A 2,081-nucleotide genomic window follows, 5' to 3' on the forward strand; every position below is an offset into this window, starting at 1 on the left:
ACGCCCGCATCGGGCGTCGCTTCCTCGGCGCCGGCATTGGATTCGGCGGCGGGTGTCTGCCGAAGGACATCCGCGCGTTCTCCGCTCGTGCGGAAGAGCTCGGGCGCGGCGAATCCGTCGCGTTCCTGCGTCAGGTCGACGAGATCAACCTGCGCCGTCGCGACCGCGCCGTGCAACTCGTGGTCGACGGTCTCGGCGGCTCGGTCTACGAGAAGAAGGTGACGGTGCTGGGTGCGGCGTTCAAGCCGCACTCCGACGACATCCGCGACTCGCCCGCACTCGACGTCGCCGTGCGGCTGCACGGACTCGGAGCGAACGTCACAGTCACCGACCCGGCGGCGATCGAGAACGCACGCCGCATCCACCCCCAGCTCACCTACGTCGAAGACCGTGACGAGGCCATTCGCGACGCGGACGCTCTCGTGCTCGTCACCGAATGGGACGAGTATCGTCGTCAGCTGCCTCCCGAGCACGCGTCGTCGCTCACGGACGGCCGCGTCGTCGTTGACGGCCGCAACGGCCTCGATGCGGCCGCGTGGCGCGCCGCTGGATGGGCGTATTACGGGATGGGGCGGCCGTAGGCCGTGACGTTCATCGCCACGATCCTGCTGGCGTTGGCCTCGGTTCTGCTGGTCTTCGCTGACGGCCCGATCTCGCGTCGACGCGACCGCGACAAGATCCCACCGCTTTCGCCCGTGCTCAGCGGGTTGTCGGCGGCCGCGTCGGTCGTCGCCATCGTCGCTGCGGCGCTCACCATCGCCCGCGCCTTCGATCCGGCTGCGCAGCCGGGCGACGACCTCGCGATCGCGGTGACCATCGTCGCGTTCGTCGCGTTCGTCTGCGGGTTCGCGCCGGCCCTCGCCGCGGTGCGCCCCCGCAATCCTCAGACCTGGAGCACCTGGATGACCACCATCGCCTTTCTTGCGTCCGGTGCCGTGCTGACCATGGGCGCCGCGAGCGACCTGGCCGCCTGAGGGTTATTCACGGTACCGCTCCCATTGCCGTGATCACGGGGGTGGGAGTACGTTCTGATCGCGCTGGGGAGAGTCGATGGCGAACGCGCAACCGGGGTGGTATCCGGCTCTTCGCAGATGAGGGTGTAGTCGTGGGCCGGCTGGTGGTTCGCGGATAGGCGTCGAGGTCTTCCAGGATGGAAGTTCCTACGCTGCCCATCCGAAAGACCTCGACGTGCACCACCCTACGTTCGCGACCCCTGACCTGACCACGTTCTGCCGCCTCGACGAGCTCGGCCTCGAGGCTGTTGGACAGCTGCTCGAGCCAGACCGGGCAGTGCTTGAGTGCCGTGTCATCAATGATGACCCGTGGTGCCGGAAGTGCGGTGCGGAGGGCGTGGCGCGTGACACGGTCACGCGGCCGCTCGCGCATGAGCCGTTCGGGCACCGGCCGACGACGCTGCTGATCCGGGTGCGCCGCTACCGGTGCGCGCACTGCCGGCGCACCTGGCGGCAGGACACGACGAAAGCGGCGGCGCCACGGGCGAAGATCTCGCGCGGCGGGATCGGGTGGGCACTCACCACGATCGTGGTCGACCACCTCACCGTCTCCCGCGCCGCAGCAGGACTCGGGGTGTCGTGGCACACCGCGAACACCGCGATCCTCGCCGAAGGCAAGCGACGGCTGATCGACGACCCCACGCGGTTCGATGGGGTGACCACGATCGGTGTCGACGAGCACGTCTGGCGCCACACACGGTTCGGCGACAAGTACGTGACCGTGATCATCGACCTCACCCCGGTCCGCGAGAAGAGCGGCCCGGCCCGGCTGCTGGACATGGTCGAGGGGCGGTCGAAGCAGGTGTTCAAGCAGTGGCTCGCCGCCCGGCCCGCGGACTGGTCGAAGGCGATCGAGGTGGTCGCGATGGATGGGTTCAGCGGGTTCAAGACCGCCGCGGCCGAGGAACTCCCCGACGCCGTCCCCGTCATGGACCCGTTCCACGTCGTCCGCCTCGCCGGCGACGCCCTGGACCGCACCCGGCAGCGTGTTCAGCAGGACAACCGGCTCTTCGGACATGCGGTGGGGGTGAGGCTCGCCGGGTGATGGTCGGCGGGTAGGGGTCGAGG

The 2,081-nt window shown here is 69.2% G+C and carries 2 protein-coding genes and 1 pseudogene; all 3 read left to right on the top strand.

The annotated features are described in order from the left end of the window. Positions 1 to 581: UDP binding domain-containing protein (locus tag AS96_RS14545; RefSeq protein ID WP_036291356.1), on the top strand; the 581-nt coding region annotated here is incomplete at its 5' end. Positions 582 to 584: 3 nt separating this feature from the next. Next, on the top strand, positions 585 to 974 hold the full coding sequence (locus AS96_RS14550) for a hypothetical protein (RefSeq protein WP_036291359.1): 390 nt from the start codon (positions 585 to 587) through the stop codon (positions 972 to 974). A gap of 214 nt (positions 975 to 1,188) precedes the next feature. Continuing rightward, positions 1,189 to 2,013 (top strand): annotated as a pseudogene (locus AS96_RS14555) (ISL3 family transposase); the annotation flags it as partial. Positions 2,014 to 2,081 lie beyond the last annotated feature (68 nt).

The sequence above is a fragment of the Microbacterium sp. MRS-1 genome, assembly GCF_000585455.1.
GTDB classification, from domain to species: domain Bacteria; phylum Actinomycetota; class Actinomycetes; order Actinomycetales; family Microbacteriaceae; genus Microbacterium; species Microbacterium laevaniformans.